This window comes from Ensifer oleiphilus (assembly GCF_013371465.1).
Taxonomy (GTDB): Bacteria; Pseudomonadota; Alphaproteobacteria; order Rhizobiales; family Rhizobiaceae; genus Ensifer; species Ensifer oleiphilus.
On record NZ_JABWDU010000001.1, the window covers coordinates 1 to 15,619 of the forward strand.

General features: G+C 61.6%; 14 protein-coding genes, 1 tRNA gene, 1 rRNA gene and 1 pseudogene. 9 read left to right on the forward strand and 8 right to left on the reverse strand.

Annotation, left to right across the window (positions count from 1 at the left end; all coding sequences use genetic code 11):
• Positions 1-259 precede the first annotated feature (259 nt).
• Positions 260-374, forward strand: a 5S ribosomal RNA gene (rrf, locus tag HT585_RS00010).
• Between the two features lie 183 nt (positions 375-557).
• Positions 558-634, forward strand: a tRNA-Met gene (locus HT585_RS00015).
• Positions 635-704: 70 nt separating this feature from the next.
• On the opposite strand, the pseudogene HT585_RS32215 reads toward HT585_RS00015, so the two are convergent.
• Positions 705-935 (reverse strand): annotated as a pseudogene (locus HT585_RS32215) (LysR substrate-binding domain-containing protein); the annotation flags it as partial.
• Positions 936-1,034: 99 nt separating this feature from the next.
• On the opposite strand from HT585_RS32215, the gene HT585_RS00025 reads away from it, so the two are divergent.
• From HT585_RS00025 to deoA, 7 genes are all read left to right on the forward strand, one after another.
• On the forward strand, positions 1,035-3,380 hold the full coding sequence (locus tag HT585_RS00025; RefSeq protein ID WP_176351064.1) for a heavy metal translocating P-type ATPase: 2,346 nt from the start codon (positions 1,035-1,037) through the stop codon (positions 3,378-3,380).
• A 249-nt stretch (positions 3,381-3,629) separates the two neighbouring features.
• A complete protein-coding gene (locus HT585_RS00030) occupies positions 3,630-5,165 on the forward strand; it encodes an ABC transporter ATP-binding protein (protein WP_176351065.1) in 1,536 nt (511 codons plus the stop codon).
• Positions 5,162-6,295 (forward strand): ABC transporter permease, encoded by a 1,134-nt coding sequence (locus tag HT585_RS00035; RefSeq protein WP_176351066.1) that lies wholly within the window; start codon positions 5,162-5,164, stop codon positions 6,293-6,295. Before HT585_RS00030 ends, HT585_RS00035 begins: the two co-directional genes overlap by 4 nt.
• Positions 6,296-6,298: 3 nt before the next feature.
• Positions 6,299-7,270, forward strand: coding sequence for an ABC transporter permease (locus tag HT585_RS00040; protein ID WP_077499548.1), 972 nt, complete (start codon positions 6,299-6,301; stop codon positions 7,268-7,270).
• A 4-nt stretch (positions 7,271-7,274) separates the two neighbouring features.
• Complete coding sequence (locus HT585_RS00045; RefSeq protein WP_077499546.1) at positions 7,275-7,667, forward strand: cytidine deaminase; 393 nt, start codon at positions 7,275-7,277, stop codon at positions 7,665-7,667.
• On the forward strand, positions 7,664-8,470 hold the full coding sequence (locus HT585_RS00050) for a purine-nucleoside phosphorylase (protein ID WP_176351067.1): 807 nt from the start codon (positions 7,664-7,666) through the stop codon (positions 8,468-8,470). Before HT585_RS00045 ends, HT585_RS00050 begins: the two co-directional genes overlap by 4 nt.
• On the forward strand, positions 8,467-9,783 hold the full coding sequence (deoA, locus tag HT585_RS00055; RefSeq protein WP_176352136.1) for a thymidine phosphorylase: 1,317 nt from the start codon (positions 8,467-8,469) through the stop codon (positions 9,781-9,783). The genes HT585_RS00050 and deoA overlap by 4 nt, the downstream gene beginning before the upstream one ends.
• Here the strand turns inward: deoA and HT585_RS00060 are convergent.
• The 7 genes from HT585_RS00060 to HT585_RS00090 all read right to left on the reverse strand — a co-directional run bounded on the left by HT585_RS00060 (position 9,776) and on the right by HT585_RS00090 (position 15,411).
• Entirely contained in the window at positions 9,776-10,306 is a 531-nt protein-coding gene (locus HT585_RS00060) for a TIGR02281 family clan AA aspartic protease (protein ID WP_176351068.1), read from the reverse strand. The genes deoA and HT585_RS00060 overlap by 8 nt on opposite strands.
• A 147-nt stretch (positions 10,307-10,453) precedes the next feature.
• Positions 10,454-11,083 (reverse strand): uracil phosphoribosyltransferase, encoded by a 630-nt coding sequence (upp, locus tag HT585_RS00065; RefSeq protein WP_077499538.1) that lies wholly within the window; start codon positions 11,081-11,083, stop codon positions 10,454-10,456.
• Positions 11,084-11,212: 129 nt separating this feature from the next.
• Positions 11,213-12,181, reverse strand: a complete 969-nt coding sequence (locus HT585_RS00070; protein ID WP_176351069.1) for an adenosine deaminase — start codon at positions 12,179-12,181, stop codon at positions 11,213-11,215.
• Positions 12,178-13,398, reverse strand: a complete 1,221-nt coding sequence (locus HT585_RS00075; RefSeq protein ID WP_176351070.1) for a phosphopentomutase — start codon at positions 13,396-13,398, stop codon at positions 12,178-12,180. The genes HT585_RS00070 and HT585_RS00075 overlap by 4 nt, the downstream gene beginning before the upstream one ends.
• A 241-nt stretch (positions 13,399-13,639) precedes the next feature.
• Entirely contained in the window at positions 13,640-14,215 is a 576-nt protein-coding gene (locus HT585_RS00080; protein WP_176351071.1) for a TadE/TadG family type IV pilus assembly protein, read from the reverse strand.
• 23 nt (positions 14,216-14,238) lie between these two features.
• Positions 14,239-14,871: a TadE/TadG family type IV pilus assembly protein gene (locus HT585_RS00085; RefSeq protein ID WP_176351072.1), complete on the reverse strand. Its 633-nt coding sequence runs from the start codon at positions 14,869-14,871 to the stop codon at positions 14,239-14,241.
• A 117-nt stretch (positions 14,872-14,988) separates the two neighbouring features.
• Positions 14,989-15,411: a pilus assembly protein N-terminal domain-containing protein gene (locus HT585_RS00090; protein WP_176351073.1), complete on the reverse strand. Its 423-nt coding sequence runs from the start codon at positions 15,409-15,411 to the stop codon at positions 14,989-14,991.
• Between the last annotated feature and the right edge of the window lie 208 nt (positions 15,412-15,619).

The following is a 15,619-nucleotide window of genomic DNA, read 5'->3' on the forward strand; positions in this document are numbered from 1 at the left end:
GGCTGGGTGTGGAAGTGCGGCAACGCATGAAGCTTACCAGTACTAATCGTTCGATTGGCTTGATCGTTCCCATTGCTCATGCTCATCTCTAGATGAGCTAACGCGCCAAAAGGCGCGACGGCCTTTGGCCTTGCGGAGCTAACGCTCCGACACTGCCCAAAGCACCGTAAAGACGTGTTCAAAACAAAACGAAGCATAACGCTTCACCAGCTTCTCATTCGGTTTGCGTCCGCTAGACGCAAATCTTGCGCTTTGCCGACCTGGTGGTTCTGGCGGGGTGGCTGCACCCGTTCCCATTCCGAACACGGCCGTGAAACGCCCCAGCGCCGATGGTACTTCGTCTTAAGACGCGGGAGAGTAGGTCGCTGCCAGGTCTGCAAAACGCAAGATAAATTCCGAAACAAAACATCTTCTCGACACAAAACTCGGCCAAGCCGAAACGCAAGGGCCGCCAACAAGCGGCCCTTTTGTTTAGGTAAAATCGAGACAGACAACGGGATTTTGCTAAAGCAAAACCCGGAAGAGCGGATAAATCCCAAGGGGATTTACCGCGATGGCGCGGGGTGGAGCAGCCCGGTAGCTCGTCAGGCTCATAACCTGAAGGCCGCAGGTTCAAATCCTGCCCCCGCAACCAAATCATAAAAATAGCCCGCCAGACCGAGAGGTCGGCGGGCTTTTTTGCGTTCGGGCTTAATCAGACAACGCTAACCCGAATGTGTGCCCGAAACAAAGGCCAGGAAAACACGAACCTTCAAAGCTAGGTGAACGTGCGAACCGTAAACCCCATAAACATGCGTCAACGGTAACGACCAACCCGTCAGGACAGCAACAAGCGCGCCAGACGATAAATCCTCCCCAACGTAACCCCGCGGGATCACGCTCAAGCCTAAGCCACAAAGCAAAGCGTCCCGCACCGCAAGGCTTGATCCGACACGGTAACGACCATCGAAAACTTCGCCCTTCGTTCAATTCGTGCTTGCAGCTCTAGTCACTAGAGGTCGTAGCCTTGCGTCACGATATGCAAGGAGCAGGTCATGGCAGGCAATATTCGCGAAAACCGCTACAGGGTCGAGGGCATGGATTGTGCATCCTGCGCATCGAAGATCGACACCGCCGTCCGGCGCATGCCGGGTGTCGAGGATGTCACGGTCTCCGTTGCCGCGGGCACGATGACGGTCAAGCATGTCGACGATGAGGAGCTCGCCGGGAACATCGTCGGCAAGGTCGGAAAGCTTGGCTACCGGCTGCATCCGATCGCCGCCCACCAGAAGCCGCCGGTTGCGCCCATTCATACTTGCTTGGGCGATCACGACCATGATCATTCCCACGATCACGATCACGATCACGATCACGATCACGATCACGATCACGATCACGATCATGGGCATGGGCATGATCACGCCAAACATACGCATGCGGACCACGGTCATGATCGTACCGGCAACAGCAATGCTGTTCGCCCGGCTCCGTCGGCACCGGTGAATAGCCATGCCCACGAACATGGCCCGACGAATGGTCCATGGTGGCGGTCTGGCAAGGGTCGCCTGACGATCGCTTGCGCTCTGGCGCTCGCCGCCGCCTACGGTCTCGGCCACCTCGTCCCCGCCACGGAGCCCTGGATCTTCACGCTCGCCATGCTGGTCGGCCTCGTGCCGATCGCCCGGCGGTCCTTTGCCGCGGCGACCTCCGGAACGCCGTTTTCGATCGAGATGCTGATGACGATTGCAGCTGTGGGTGCCGTCTTCATCGGCGCGACCGAAGAAGCTGCGATGGTCGTGCTGCTCTTCCTCATCGGCGAGCTGCTCGAAGGCGTCGCCGCGGGAAAGGCGCGGGCGAGTATCCAGTCGCTGACCGCGCTTGTGCCGAAATCGGCCTATCTCGAGCACGACGGCCGCGTCGATGAAGTGCCGGCCGAAAGCCTGGCGGCCGGCTCCGTCATCCTGGTGCGTCCCGGCGACCGCGTCCCGGCGGACGGCATCATTCTTTCGGGGGAAAGCGCCGTCGACGAGGCACCGGTTACCGGCGAAAGCACGCCGGTGCACAAGGCGGTGGATGACGCGCTTGTCGCCGGAACGGTAAATGGCGACGGCGCCTTGCGGGTGCGCGTGACGGCTGCCGCCTCCGACAACACGATTGCCCGCATCGTCCGGCTGGTCGAAGAGGCACAGGAAAGCAAGGCGCCGACCGAGCGCTTCATCGATCGCTTTTCGCGCTACTACACACCCGGCGTCGTCGCCGTCGCAGCGCTCGTCGCGATCCTGCCGCCGCTGCTGGGTGGTGGCGACTGGAATGCGTGGATCTACAAGGGCCTGGCGATCCTGTTGATCGGTTGCCCCTGCGCGCTGGTGATTTCGACACCGGCAGCCATTGCCGCCAGCCTTTCGGCCGGCGCAAGGCGGGGCTTGCTTTTGAAGGGCGGCGCCGTTCTGGAAAATGTCGGCAAGATTACCGCCGCCGCCTTCGACAAGACCGGCACGCTGACGGAAGGCAAGCCCCGGGTTACCGATATCGTCGGTTTCGGACGCGGCGAGAATGAGGTGCTGGGCTTGGCCGCAGCGCTCGAGCAGGGATCGAGCCATCCGCTGGCGCGGGCGATCCTGCAGCGCGCCGGCGAGTTGAAGGTGCACGTCGCGGGCATTGCAACCGTTAAGGCCATCGGCGGCAAGGGCCTGGAAGGTATTGTCGGCACTGCCGCCGTGTTCCTCGGATCTCCCCAGGCTGCCAACGACCACGTGCCGATGTCGCCCGAACAGACCGCCCGCATCGCGGCGCTGAACGACGAGGGCAAGACGGTTTCGGTGCTGGTTGCCGACAAGGAGATCGTCGGTGCGATCGCCATGCGCGACGAGCCGCGCCCGGATGCCGCCGCAGGCATCAAGGCGCTGACCGACGCCGGTATCCGTGTGGTCATGCTGACCGGCGACAACCGCCGCACGGCCGAGGCGATCGGCCGGCAATTCGGCATGGAGGTACGTGCCGAGTTGCTGCCGGAGGACAAGCAGCGCATCGTCGGCGAATTGAAGACATCCGGCTTCAATGTCGCCAAGATCGGAGATGGCATCAACGATGCGCCGGCGCTAGCTGCGGCCGATGTCGGCATCGCCATGGGTGGCGGGACGGACGTTGCATTGGAGACGGCCGACGCGGCCGTGCTGCACGGCAGGGTTGGAGACGTCGCGGCAATGGTCGACCTTTCCCGTTCTACAATGCGAAACATTTTCCAGAATATCGCTATTGCGCTCGGGTTGAAGGCCGTTTTCCTCGTCACCACCATCATTGGCATCACCGGCCTGTGGCCGGCCATCCTGGCCGATACCGGCGCCACGGTGCTTGTGACTATGAACGCACTGCGCCTGTTGCGGCCTGTCAAAACGGCTTGAAGCGACAGCATAAAATTGAACCGGCGGCATCGAATGCCGCCGGTTTTTTGGTGCGGCGACCATTGATCTGCCTGTGTATATTCACGCTGGACTCTCATCAGCGATCCGGTGAGAGTATAAGGAGATCTCGATTGAGGGCTTCCGTGCCGGGAAATCGATGATAAACTTATACCAAATGGTAAAAAAATCGCCGGCACGGTTTCTGGGAAGAAGACCGAAGCGGGCCAGTTTGGGGATCGCAAGGCCAATATGGACAGTATTGCCATCGAACTGCGTGGGATCGACAAGAGTTTCGGTCCGGTTCACGCCAACAAGAACATCAATCTGAAAGTCCGCAAGGGTACGATCCACGGCGTCATCGGCGAAAACGGTGCGGGTAAATCGACCCTGATGTCGATCCTCTACGGCTTCTACCAGGCCGATAGCGGCGAAATCCACGTGGATGGCAAACAGGTTACGATCCGCGACCCGAATGCCGCGATCGCCGCCGGCATCGGCATGGTGCACCAGCATTTCATGCTGGTCGAGAACTTCACGGTGCTCGAAAACATCATGCTCGGCGCGGAAGAAAGCCAGATCCTCAACAAGGGCATTGCCAAGGCGCGCGACGAGCTGAAACGACTGGAGCGCGAATACGCCCTCGAGGTCAATCCGGACGCGGTGATCGAGGAATTGCCGGTCGGTCTGCAGCAACGCGTCGAGATCCTCAAGGCGCTCTACCGCCGCGCCGACATCCTGATCCTCGATGAGCCGACCGGCGTGTTGACGCCGGCCGAGGCCGACCATCTTTTCCGCGTTCTCGAACAGCTGAAGAGCCAGGGCAAGACCATCATTCTCATCACGCATAAGCTGCGCGAAATCATGGCGATCACCGACGAAGTCTCGGTGATGCGGCGCGGCGAGATGGTTGCGACGCGCACGACCGCGGAAACCTCGGTCGAGGAACTCGCCGAACTGATGGTCGGCCGCCGCGTGCTGCTGCGCGTCGAAAAGGGTGAGGCCAAGCCTGGCGACGTCAAGCTTTCCGTCAACGGCCTGACCGTCAAGGACGGCCGCGGCGTGACCATGGTCGACAATGTCTCGTTCAACTTGCGCGCCGGCGAGATCGTCGGCATCGCTGGCGTCGCCGGCAATGGCCAGTCGGAATTGCTGGAGGCGATCTCCGGTATCCGCCGCGCCGTTTCCGGCGAGGTGCTGCTCAACGGCAAGCCGATCAACGTCACCGGCCACGTCGACCCCAAGGACCTGCGTGATCGCGGTCTCGCCCACGTGCCGGAAGACCGGCATCATGTCGGCCTGGTACTGAAGTTCGAGGAATGCGAAAACGCCATCCTCGGCTATCACCACGACAAGCGTTACCTCAACGGCGTGTTCCTGAACGTCGATGCCATCCGCAAGGATGCCGAGCAGCGGATCGCCGAATACGACATCCGTCCGCCGAACGCCCGGTTGAAGACCGCCAATTTCTCCGGCGGCAATCAGCAGAAGATCGTTCTTGCCCGCGAGATGGAGCGGAGCCCGGACGTGCTGATCATTGGCCAACCGACCCGCGGCGTCGATGTCGGCGCCATCGAATTCATCCACAAACGGATCATCGAGATGCGCGATCAGGGCAAGGCTGTCCTGCTTGTTTCCGTCGAACTCGATGAAATCCGCGCCCTGTCGGACCGTATCCTGGTCATGTTTGCCGGCCGTGTGGTCGGCGAACGCGATCCCGACGCGACCGAGGGCGAGCTGGGCCTGTTGATGGCCGGCGTCGAAGGCCGCAAGGAGGCCGCAGAATGAGCAATCCCTATGCAAAGCTTCCGGGTTGGGTCGAATACGGCCTCATCCCGCTGGTCAATCTCGCCGTCGCCTTTCTCGTCGCCGGCCTCGTGGTTCTGCTCGTCGGCGAAAACCCGCTCGAGGCGGCCTATCACCTGATCAATGGTGCCTTCGGCCGCGGCGAATATATCGGCTTCACGCTCTACTACGCCACCACCTTCATCTTCACCGGCCTTGCGGTAGCAGTCGCCTTCCACGCCGGCCTTTTCAACATCGGCGGCGAAGGCCAGGCGTATGTCGGCGGCATCGGCGTCGCGCTCGCCTGCCTCTGGCTCGACCAGACGATGCCATGGTTCGTGGTCTTTCCGCTGGCGATCATCGGTTCGGCCTTCTTCGGCGCCGCCTGGGCGTTCTTGCCGGGCTGGCTTCAGGCCAAGCGTGGCAGCCACATCGTCATCACCACCATCATGTTCAATTTCATCGCCTCGAGCCTGATGGTCTACCTGCTGACCCGGGTGTTGAAGCCGCTCGGCTCGATGTCGCCGCAGACGCGCACCTTTGCCGAGGGTGGCCAGCTTCCCAAGCTCGATTGGCTCTTATCGATCTTCGGGCTCGATATTGGGACCGCACCGTTCAACGTCTCGTTCCTACTGGCGCTTGTCGCCGCCTTCGGTGTGTGGCTGTTGATCTGGCGCACCAAGCTCGGCTACGAGATGCGCACCATGGGCCACAGCCCGTCGGCCGCGCGCTATGCCGGCATGAGCGAGAGCCGCATCACCGTCATCACCATGATGATCTCGGGCGCGCTGGCCGGAATGATGGCACTCAACCCGATCATGGGGGAGCAGGGCCGCATGCAGCTCGATTTCGTCCAGGGGGCAGGCTTCGTCGGCATCGCTGTTGCCCTCATGGGCCGCTCGCATCCGGCAGGCATCATCCCCGCGGCGGTGCTCTTCGGCGTTCTCTACCAGGGCGGCGCGGAGATCTCGTTCGAAATGCCGTCGATCTCGCGCGACATGATCGTCATCATCCAGGGTCTCGTCATTCTGTTTGCCGGCGCCCTTGAAAACATGTTCCGGCCGGCGATTGCCCGGTTGTTTGCCACATCCAGCCGGCGCGCCGCGGTCGTTGCCCAGACCAAGGGAGCTTGAGCCATGGATTTCTTCCACGTCATCGTCGTGCTCCTCGAGTCCACCATCCGCGTCTCCGTTCCGCTGATTTTCGCGGCGCTTGCCGGGCTCTTCACCGAGCGTGCCGGTATCTTCGATATCGGCCTTGAAGGCAAAATGCTCGGCGCCGCCTTTGCCGCCGGCGCGGTCGCGGCCATCACCCAGTCCGTCTGGCTTGGGCTGCTCGCCGCCATCCTGATCTCGGTTGCCCTGTCTCTGGTCCACGGCTATGCCTCGATCACCCAGCGCGGTAACCAGATCGTCTCCGGTGTCGCCATCAACTTCATCGTCGCCGGTTCCACGGTCATCTTGGGCGAAGCCTGGTTCCGTCAGGGCGGGCGTACGCCGGCACTGGCCGAAGGCGCCCGGTTCCAGACGATCAACTTTCCCTTCGCGGACACCATTCGCGAGGTTCCCTTCATCGGACCCATCTACGCCGATCTGCTGTCGGGGCATTTCATCCTGACCTATCTGGCCTTCGCCATGGTGCCGCTCAGCTGGTGGATCCTCTATCGCACCCGCTTCGGCCTTCGGTTGCGCGCCGTCGGCGAAAACCCGGGTGCCGTCGACACAGCCGGCATTTCGGTGATCTGGATGCGCTATCGCGCCGTCATCTGCTGCGGCATCCTGTGTGGCTTTGCCGGCGCCTACCTGTCGCTGGCGATGACCGCCGGCTTCGTCAAGGGCATGACAGCCGGCAAGGGCTACATTGCTCTTGCCGCGCTGATCTTTGCCAAGTGGCGGCCGTTCAACATCATGCTTGCCTGCCTGCTCTTCGGCTTCCTCGACGCGTTCGCGATCCGTCTGCAGGGCAACCCGCTGCCGCTGATCGGCCAGGTGCCGGTGCAGCTGATGCAGGCGCTACCCTATATTCTCACCGTCATCTTGCTTGCCGGCTTCATCGGCAAGGCCATTCCGCCGAAAGCCGGCGGTGTCCCATACGTGAAGGAGCGGTAAGACCATGGAAAACGAGCTCTTCGAGGCCGCCCGCGAGGCGATGGCCAAGGCGCACGCCCCCTATTCCAAGTTTCCAGTGGGTGCCGCGATCCGTGCTGAAGACGGCCAGATCTACACCGGCGCCAACATCGAAAACCTGTCGTTTCCGGAGGGGTGGTGCGCCGAAACCACGGCCATCAGCCACATGGTCATGGCCGGCCAGCGCAAGATCATGGAAGTTGCCGTGATTGCCGAGAAGCTGGCGCTCTGCCCGCCTTGCGGCGGCTGCCGGCAGCGGCTTGCGGAATTCTCCGGCGCCAGTACCCGGATCTATCTCTGCGACGAGACGGGCGTGAAGAAGACGCTCGCTCTGTCGGATCTGCTGCCGCACAGCTTCGAGACCGAGATCCTCGGATGAGCAGCGCTGCGGAATTTCTGCGGGACAGGCTCGGTGGCCTGTCTCCACGCTATGGCATTGTCCTCGGGTCCGGACTTGGCACACTTGTCGAAGCAGTCAGTGGCGCGACCCGCATTTCCTACGCCGACATTCCCAGTTTCCCCGTCAGCAGCGTTTCCGGCCATGCCGGCGAGCTCGTCGCAGGTTTGCTTGGCGATGTTCCGGTCGTGATGCTGTCCGGCCGGGTGCACTACTACGAGAGTGGTGACGCCAACGCCATGCGCGTGCCGCTCCAAACCCTGAAGGACCTCGGCGTCGAAAACCTGCTGCTCACCAACTCCGCGGGCTCGCTCAGGGACGATCTGCCGCCCGGATCGGTCATGCGGATTTCAGACCACATCAATTTTTCCGGCTACAATCCGCTGATCGGCGTCGAAAGCGACGATCGTTTCGTCGGCATGACCAGTGCCTACGACGCCGCGCTTGCCACGCGCATGCAGGCCGCAGCCGAAAGGTTGGGAATTCCTCTGCAGGCCGGTGTCTACATGTGGTTCTCCGGGCCTAGCTTCGAAACGCCGGCGGAAATTCGCATGGCGCGCGTGCTCGGAGCCGATGCCGTGGGCATGTCGACCGTGCCGGAAGTCATTCTGGCGCGGTTCATGGGCCTCAAGGTTGCGGCAGCCTCGGTCATCACCAATTTCGGCGCCGGCATGACCGGTGGCGAACTCAGCCATCACGAGACCAAGGACATGGCCCCCGTCGGCGGCAAGCGCCTAGCGGCCATTCTCAAGGAGATGATTTCCTCGGACGCGGTGGCCAGCTGAGCATGCTTCCCCAGGAGATCATCCGTCGCAAGCGAAATGGCGAGAGCCTCGAAGCGGCAGACATTGCAGGCTTTGTCCGTGGTCTTTCCGATGGCTCGATCTCGGAGGGGCAGGTCGCGGCTTTGGCGATGGCCATCTGGTTTTCGGGCATGAGCCGTGACGAGACGGTAGCGTTGACGCTGGCGATGCGCGATTCCGGTGAAACGCTCGACTGGAGCCATGTCGGTCGCCCCATCGTCGACAAGCACTCGACCGGCGGTGTCGGCGACAACGTCTCGCTGATGCTCGCTCCGATCGTGGCCGCATGCGGCCTGGCCGTGCCGATGATTTCGGGACGGGGCCTGGGACACACGGGCGGTACGCTCGACAAGCTCGAATCCATACCCGGCTATGATATCCAGCCATCGGCCGCAGTGTTTCGAAGGACGGTGGACGAGATCGGTTGCGCCATCATTGGCCAGACCGCCAATCTGGCACCGGCCGACAAACGGCTCTACGCCATCCGCGACGTCACCGCGACCGTCGATTCGGTTCCGTTGATTACGGCCTCGATCCTGTCGAAGAAGCTTGCCGCCGGCCTGCAATCGCTGGTGCTCGACGTCAAGGTCGGCAATGGCTCGTTCATGAGCGATGCCGGCGAGGCGGAGGTTCTGGCGCGATCGCTGGTCGATGTCGCCAATGGTGCTGGCGTGCGCACCTCGGCGCTGCTGACGGACATGAACGAACCCTTAGCCGATGCCGCAGGCAACGCGCTTGAAATCTGGAACTGCCTTGGCTTCCTCAAGGGCGAGAAGAGCGGCACCCGCCTCGAAGCCGTGGTCATGGCATTTGCCGCCGAAATGCTGGTCGCGGCGGGCGTCGCCGCAACTCCGGTTGAGGGCGAGGCGCTAGCCCGCGCGGCGCTTGAAAAGGGTGCGGCCCTCGATCGGTTCGCCAGGATGGTGCATGCGCTCGGTGGTCCCACGGATTTCGTTGCTCGGCCGGGACAGTATCTTGCAGCGGCTCCGGTCATCCTGCCCGTGGCAGCCGAAAGTGACGGCTATCTCCAGTCCTGCCGGACCCGCGATCTCGGCATGGCGGTCATCGCGCTGGGTGGCGGACGGGCGCATCCGAACGATCAGATTGATCATCGCGTCGGTTTTTCCGCGCTGAAACCGCTGGGAACGTGGGTCGCCAAGGGCGAGCCGATCGCTTTTGTCCATGCGGTGGACGAGGATGCGGCAAAGCGGGCGCAGCAAGAGATCCGGTCAATCTATACGATCACCGACATGCAGCCGGAGCAGCGTGCGCCTGTCCTTTCAAGGATCACCTGACCAGGTGCAGAGCGCCGTCTTCGACGCGATAGGATGATAACCGGCTGAGGAAGCTCATGCCCACCAGCATTCCGGAAAGCGACTTGTCGGGCAGCACGAAGGCGTCGACGTCGCGCAGGGATATGCCACCGATTTCAACCCGGTTCAGTTTCGTCCGTGCTGCATCGACCTCCCCATTGGCCGTTCCCACCCGAACGTCGAATGTGAGCGTCGCCGGCGAAAAGCCGAGCCTGCGCGCGGTCGAGACATTGATCGCGATGGTGCTGGCGCCGGTATCGACCATGCCGCGTTCGGTGCGGCCGTTGATGCGGAAGGCGCCGAAGAAGTGGCCCGAGCGGTCGGCTTCAAGCACCACGCCTTTTCCAGCAGTATATTTTGCAGTCGTTGCTGGAACGACGCTGCTTGCCGCCGTCTCGCCTGTATCGGCGGGTTTGGAGCTTGAGAGATAGGAACTCGCAAGGTCTGGAATGACCAGGGCCGCAACCGCGATGCCGCCGGCAAATGTCAGCAGACGTCCGAACAATGGCCTGGCCTCCCGTGCTTTGGGCCGCACACATGCGTCCCGATCGAGCGTTCAGTAGAACAGGGGAAGGGCTAATAGGGCACAAAAAAACCGCCGGTTTGCCGGCGGTTTTTGGTCAAGTCTTCGCTCTGGTTAAGAAACGGAAAATTACTTCGTTCCGTACATGCGGTCGCCGGCATCGCCGAGCCCGGGCATGATGTAGCCGAGTTCGTTCAGATGGCTGTCGATCGATGCCGTGAAGATCGGCACATCCGGGTGTGCGGCCTGGAAGTTGCGGATGCCTTCTGGCGCTGCGAGCAGGCAGAGGAAGCGTAGGTTCTTCGCGCCGCGTTCCTTCAGCTTGTCGATCGCCGCGATCGAGGAGTTGCCGGTCGCAAGCATCGGATCGACGACGATGATCAGCCGCTCGGACAGGCTTTCGGGTGCCTTGAAGAAATACTCCACCGCTTCCAATGTATCGTGGTCGCGATAGACGCCGATATGGGAAACGCGGGCCGAAGGCACCAGTTCGAGCATGCCTTCCAGCAGACCGTTGCCGGCGCGCAGGATCGAAGCGAAGACAAGCTTCTTGCCTTCCAGCACCGGCGCGTCGATCTCCTGCATCGGCGTCTCGATGCGCTCCATCGTCAGTTCCAGATCGCGCGTTACCTCGTAGCAGAGCAGCGTCGAGATTTCCCGAAGCAGTCGCCGAAAACCCGCGGTCGAGGTTTCCTTCTTGCGCATGATGGTCAGCTTGTGTTGCACAAGCGGATGATCGATCACTGTTACGCCGTCCATGGCCACCTTCCCGGAAGTTTCTGTATCCGCCCTTTTTCCATGGATTGCTCCGCGGCCGCAAGGGCGTTGGGCGGCTCGTTGTGTTCATCCCCAGCCGCGCCATCCATCTTGGCCCGGCGCGGGCTTGGATCAGACCAGCGCAAGCAATTTCCGGCGTGTCGCCTCGTCGACGAAAGCCGCCTCGATAGCAGTCCTGGTCATGTCGTTGATGTCGTCGTCGGTGAACCCCATCACCGCCGAGGCGATGTCGTATTCCTGGGCAAGCGAGGTGTGGAAGAAGGGCGGGTCGTCGGAATTGAGCGTCACCCGAACGCCGGCCTCGTGCAGGGCTCGCAGGGGATGCGCGGCAAAATCCGGGAAGACCTGAAGCGAGATGTTGGATCCGGGGCAGACTTCCAGAACGACACCCTCGTCGGCGATCCGCTTGACGAGATCCGCATCCTCGATCGCGCGCACGCCGTGGCTGATGCGCGACGGCCTGACATGGTCGAGCGCATCGCGCACGCTGAAGGCGCCGGATAGCTCGCCGGCGTGGATCGTCAGGCCAAGGCCGGCATCGCGGGCGATATCGAAGGCTCGGGCAAAATCGGCGACGCTGTGCATGCGTTCCTCGCCCGCCAGATTGAAGCCGGTGACCAGAGCATGCTCTCTTTTGGCGGCAAACTCGGCCGTCTTGACCACCGATTCCGGGCCAAGATGGCGGATGCCGGTGATCAGCATGCGGGATTCGATCCCGGTTCTCGCCTTGGCGGCCTCCATGCCGGCAGCAAGGCCCTCGAGATAGGCGTCGGCGCCAAGCCCGATGGTGTTGCCGTGATCCGGCGAAACGATGATCTCGCTGTAGATTGTTCCGGCTTCCGCCAGTTCCGTGAGATAGGTTTCGGCAAGAAGCGCATAGTCTTCCTGCGAGCGAAACAGCGAGGCGACGCTGTCGTAGCATTTCACGAAGCTGGTAAAGTCCGCCCAGACATAGGCGCGATCAGTGATGATCTCGCTGGTGTCGAGCCCGTATTTTTCTGCCTGTAGCAGTGCCAGCTCCGGCGGTGTCGCGCCCTCGATGTGGCAGTGCAGTTCCGCCTTCTTCAGATGTGCGGTCAAATGAGGCTTCTCCCGTGTAGGCCCGGTGCGATCCCGAGATGTCTGGCGACCGTTTCGCCGATATGCGCGAAGGTGTTGGCAACGCCGAGAGAGCGGCTGCGTACGGCCGGGCCGAACATCAGCACCGGCACGCGCTCGCGTGTATGGTCCGTGCCGCGCCAGGTCGGATCGCAGCCGTGATCGGCCGTCAGGATGACGATATCGCCGGGTTTCAGCTTCCGGTCGAGATCGGGCAGCCGCGCGTCGAAGGCTTCAAGGGCTGCCGCATAACCGGCGACATCGCGGCGATGGCCGAAAAGCATGTCGAAATCGACGAAGTTGGTGAAGACGAGGTCGCCATCCTCCGCCTCGTCGATTGCAGCCAGGCTCGCGTCGAACAGCGCCATGTTGCCGTCGGCCTTGGTCAGCTTCGTCACGCCCTGGTGGGCGAAGATATCGCCGATCTTGCCGATCGCATGCACCGTACGCCCCGCTTGCGCCAGACGGTCGAGAACCGTCGGCTCCGGCGGCAGCACCGAGTAGTCGCGCCGGTTGCCGGTGCGGGTGAAAGTCTGCGCGCTGTGGCCGATGAAGGGGCGGGCGATGACGCGGCCGATATTGTAGTCGTCAAGCAGACGACGAACGGCCTGGCAGAACTCCAGCAGGCGTTCCAAGCCGAAAGTGTGCTCGTGGGCAGCAATCTGGAACACGCTGTCCGAGGAGGTGTAGCAGATCGGCTTGCCCGTGCGCATATGCTCCTCGCCGAGGCGGGCGATGATATCTGTGCCGGAAGCGTGGCAATTGCCGAGAATGCCGGGGATATTGCCCTCGCGACAGATCGCCTCGACCAACTCCGCGGGGAAAGCGTCGCCCTCGGCCGAAAAATAGCCCCAGTCGAACATGACGGGCGTTCCCGCGATCTCCCAATGGCCGGATGGCGTATCCTTGCCGCGCGAGACTTCGCTGGCAGCGCCATAGGCGCCGTAGACCCGGCCCGGCACCGGCATGCCTGCGGGCACACGGCCTGTGGCCAATTTCGCCGCGTGCACGAGCCCGAGTGCAGACATGTTGGGAAGATTGAGCGGCCCTTCGCGCAAGCCTGCGCGATCCGCCGCTCCGGTCGCGCAGAATTCGGCGATGTGGCCAAGCGTGTCCGCGCCCAGGTCGCCATAGGTCTCCGCATCCGGCGCACCGCCTATGCCGAAGGAATCGAGGACAAAGAGAAACGCGCGCGCCATGAACTATCCGGTAAGCCGGAGCGCGGGGCAAAGCCTACGGTCCGTTGCTGCAACGAGCGCGGACGCAGATGCCGCCAGCGCAATCCCGAAGGAATAGCGCCGGCGAAGTCGCATTGCAATTGGGTTCGCCTCTGCATGTTTCCTTAAGTCGTCGCCGATTCAAGGAACGAACATGCAGCAATTCAAAGTCCTACAGCGCTCTTTGCGCGTCTGAGAAGACGCGCGGCGCTGTAGGCTGCGATCAGCAGTCGGGGCACTTTATGATTTCGGCCTGGCGTGAGCGGAAATAGGCGGTCTTGGACAAATCCACCGTGTTGTTGCTGGAGGCGAGGCTCTGCGCGAACAACAGCACGCCATGCTTTACGACGAGTTCCGTTCGAATGACGAAGGCTTTGGTCCCAGTAAACTGGGCCGGAACGGTCGTGCTCGAATTTGCAGCGTAAGGCACTGCGCCATTCTGATCGCGCGACCAGATGACGGTCCCCTGGTTTGCTTCGTTGACCTCGATGCCTGAGATCTTGAGCGTGAAGTTGGAGCCCTCATAGGGCGCCAGGATGCTTCTTACAACATTCGACATGTTGTCGAGGTAGGTCTTGTTGACGTCGGGTTGCTGAGAAACCAGGTCGGCAACGGCGCTTGAGGCGCGCGCGGCCTTGCCTGCCACGGTGAAGCCCAGGGACAATTCGAATGCGCCGACGTAAATCATGATCAACAGCGGCGTGACGATGGCAAACTCGACGCCGCCGAGACCGCCGCGATCCTTTAGCAGTGAGCGAAAGCTCGAGAAGCTGGGGCGGACTGCCGATATCCAATGCATCGCTAAAATCCTCACGACGCGCCTCATTCGCTTTCGGTGCGGAAAGTGGTTGTCGAAACCATGAGATAGTCTTTCGGCATGCTCGCACCCGCAGGGCGCAGGTTGGTCACAAAGGGCCTGACGACGTCGGTGATCACGCTCCAGCGGTAGTATGCCCGCATGACATTGAAGGACCCCGGTCCACCTGGAGCGAACTTCAGGTCCGCCGTATTGAGATCAGACGACGATGAGACGCCCGTGCGTGGGATAAACACCGGGAATTGGGTGAGGTCCGTGACGCTTCGAACGTCGATGTAGAGCTTCGAGGCCAAGGTGGCCTCAGTCGCCGAGCATTTCATCAACACGGCAATCTCGTCGCAGAAGGCCTGGCGAAACTTGGCCTCGTCCATGTCCGTCGCCGGCTTGCCACGCTTGAAGGTAATCTCGCCGGTGCGGATCTTTCGGGCCATCGTCTCCGTTGCGTTTGCAAGGAGCTGGTCGCCATAGAAGGCGACGAAGGTTTCGATGGAAGCGAAAATCACCAGGAAAAACGGCAGTGCCAACATCGCGAACTCGATGCTCGCAGTACCCTTCCTGTCGCGGCCTAAGCGCGCCAAAATGCCTCGTGAAGGCTTTGCGCCTTTTTGGGGCTGCAGTGTTTCCTGCCCGATGCTCATCGCGCCGTCCCATCATGTTACGTCTGACGGAGAGGCAAAATAGGGAGCAACTGTTGATATTTCGTTTGCGATGATCGCGGGTATTTTAACGAATTTCCAACGTTTTGCGGAGGTTGCTCAGTTCCCGCTACTTGCAGTTTTGCGCTCTACATGTCGCTCACAACTTGGCGTACAGGAGAGTACTGTGCGCGATGTCTGCCGATAGACGCGCACAGTGTTGGCCTCGTCGATCGACACGAGAATTTGTTCATCGACGATGGCGTTTCCGTCCTGATCGAGAATGACGAGATTGGTCGTTCCGAAGCTGCGGCCGGTAATGACGATCGTGCGGGCGTCGGCGACGGTGGCATCCGCAACCTCAGCATTGCCGATGATGACCTTGCTCACAGGCCTGTCGAGTTTGAGCACGCGCGCGTGGTCCATATAGACGCGCATCATGTTGTCCTGCGCATTTGCGGTCGAAAGCGCTATGAGCGAAAGCATGCCGAAGATCGCAAGCGTCGGCATGGCGGTCCGGTTGGCCGCGAAGGGCAAAATCATGACAGGTCCCCGAGATGGTATTCCTCCCATCATCCGCACTCTTGGTGAATGAATCGTTAAGTCGAGGTCGTGTGCGTCAGGCAGGCACATTTGTCATTCGTTTACCCAAAAATCAGCGGTTGGCCGTTAATCTTTTGGTAGCTGTCTTCCTTAAGCCGTTAGCAATTCGCCAGGACTAGGTTGAGCTCATCCGATCAACGGCAACAGT

Coding starts and splice junctions, on each gene's coding strand:
- HT585_RS00025 (WP_176351064.1), top strand. CDS start 1,035: ATGGCAGGCAATATTCGCGAAAACCGCTACAGGGTCGAGGGCATGGAT.
- HT585_RS00030 (WP_176351065.1), top strand. CDS start 3,630: ATGGACAGTATTGCCATCGAACTGCGTGGGATCGACAAGAGTTTCGGT.
- HT585_RS00035 (WP_176351066.1), top strand. CDS start 5,162: ATGAGCAATCCCTATGCAAAGCTTCCGGGTTGGGTCGAATACGGCCTC.
- HT585_RS00040 (WP_077499548.1), top strand. CDS start 6,299: ATGGATTTCTTCCACGTCATCGTCGTGCTCCTCGAGTCCACCATCCGC.
- HT585_RS00045 (WP_077499546.1), top strand. CDS start 7,275: ATGGAAAACGAGCTCTTCGAGGCCGCCCGCGAGGCGATGGCCAAGGCG.
- HT585_RS00050 (WP_176351067.1), top strand. CDS start 7,664: ATGAGCAGCGCTGCGGAATTTCTGCGGGACAGGCTCGGTGGCCTGTCT.
- upp (WP_077499538.1), bottom strand. CDS start 11,083: ATGGACGGCGTAACAGTGATCGATCATCCGCTTGTGCAACACAAGCTG.
- HT585_RS00075 (WP_176351070.1), bottom strand. CDS start 13,398: ATGGCGCGCGCGTTTCTCTTTGTCCTCGATTCCTTCGGCATAGGCGGT.
- HT585_RS00080 (WP_176351071.1), bottom strand. CDS start 14,215: ATGCATTGGATATCGGCAGTCCGCCCCAGCTTCTCGAGCTTTCGCTCA.
- HT585_RS00085 (WP_176351072.1), bottom strand. CDS start 14,871: ATGAGCATCGGGCAGGAAACACTGCAGCCCCAAAAAGGCGCAAAGCCT.
- HT585_RS00090 (WP_176351073.1), bottom strand. CDS start 15,411: ATGATTTTGCCCTTCGCGGCCAACCGGACCGCCATGCCGACGCTTGCG.